This is a genomic window from Mesorhizobium sp. M2A.F.Ca.ET.037.01.1.1, from assembly GCF_003998075.1.
Classification (GTDB): Bacteria; Pseudomonadota; Alphaproteobacteria; order Rhizobiales; family Rhizobiaceae; genus Mesorhizobium.
In genome coordinates this window covers 1-1,244 of sequence record NZ_RZSA01001397.1, presented here as the reverse complement: position 1 = coordinate 1,244, position 1,244 = coordinate 1, and the positions used below count along the sequence as shown (strand labels likewise).

Genomic DNA, 1,244 nt, shown 5'->3' with positions numbered 1-1,244 from the left:
CTGTAGAACCATGCGAAAACTGCTCTTCGAAAGCCTGATCCGCCCGCCCCTGACGGAACGCGCGCCGCAAGTCAGCAATGCTGCCGTCGACGAGCTGGCGCGCGCGCTTGACGGCATGGCGCGCCGGAAACTCGGCCGGAGCCTGGCGATCCGCGCGGTCGATGCCGGCTCCTGCAATGGCTGCGAGCTCGAAATGCACGCGCTCAACAATGCCTTCTACGACATCGAGCGCTTCGGCTTCCGCTTCGTCGCCTCGCCGCGCCATGCCGACGTGCTGATGGTCACCGGGCCGGTCACCAAGAACATGCGCGAGGCGCTGAAGCGGACCTTTGAGGCGACGCCCAACCCGAAATGGGTGGTTGCATTAGGCGACTGCGCCAAGGACGGCGGCTGCTTCGCCGGCGGCTACGCCGTTGTCGGCGGCGTGTCGGACGTGGTGCCGGTCGACCTGCACATTCCCGGATGTCCGCCGCCGCCGATCGACATCCTCAAGGGATTGATCGCCCTGCTCGACGGCGCGAACGGGAAGGCTGGAAAGACCGGCGCCGTCCAGGGCTGACTATTGCAGGTTTTGCGGCCAACTCGGTCCTACCGGTCGATCACCAGCCGCAACACCCTTGACGCTGGCGACAGCCGCACCTGCCGGCCCCAGTCGAAGGCGATGAAATCCTGCTCGATGCCGTCGGCGAAGATCACGCCGCCCTCGTTCATGCGCGAGATGATGAAGAGCGGTTTCTCGGTGATCTTTCCCGCCCGCAATTTCGTGGCGGTGGCGATGCTCGGGAAGGGCTCGCGAACCCAGAAGCCGACCGCATGTTCCTCGCGGCCGAGCGACAGCTCCAGATGCGTCGCTTCCATGATCGAGCGCGCCCAGCCGGTCGCGCCGGTGCCGGAGGCGACGATGAGGCCGCTGGAGGAATGGTCCTCCGCCTCGCCTTCCGCCTCGATAGCGGGCCGACTGATGGCTGCGATGGCCGACGAATATCTCGTTGAGCGCAAGCAGCGTCTCACCCGCTTCGAGCTCGGCCTGGACCATGGTGCGCGATTCCATCTGGAGATCGCCGGCGTTGCTGGCGGCAAGCAGTTTTGTCAGCCTGCCGACGCCGATGCGCACCAGGACGCCGTCATAGAGATCCGGCGCCGGATTGACGCCGAGGACCGGCACGATCGCTTCCACGCGGTGCTCGGCACGGCGTGGAAGCGATCGTGCCGGGCCTCGACGTCTTCCAGCCGCTGGCCGCGCG

Annotated in this window: 1 protein-coding gene and 1 pseudogene; one reads left to right on the top strand and one right to left on the bottom strand. The window is 66.6% G+C overall.

From position 1 onward, the window contains the following. The first annotated feature begins 10 nt into the window (after positions 1–10). Positions 11–559, top strand: a complete 549-nt coding sequence (locus EOA27_RS37055) for an NADH-quinone oxidoreductase subunit B family protein (RefSeq protein WP_126080203.1) — start codon at positions 11–13, stop codon at positions 557–559. 29 nt (positions 560–588) lie between these two features. Here the strand turns inward: EOA27_RS37055 and EOA27_RS37050 are convergent. Next, positions 589–1,244, bottom strand: a pseudogene (locus EOA27_RS37050) (hypothetical protein); the annotation flags it as partial.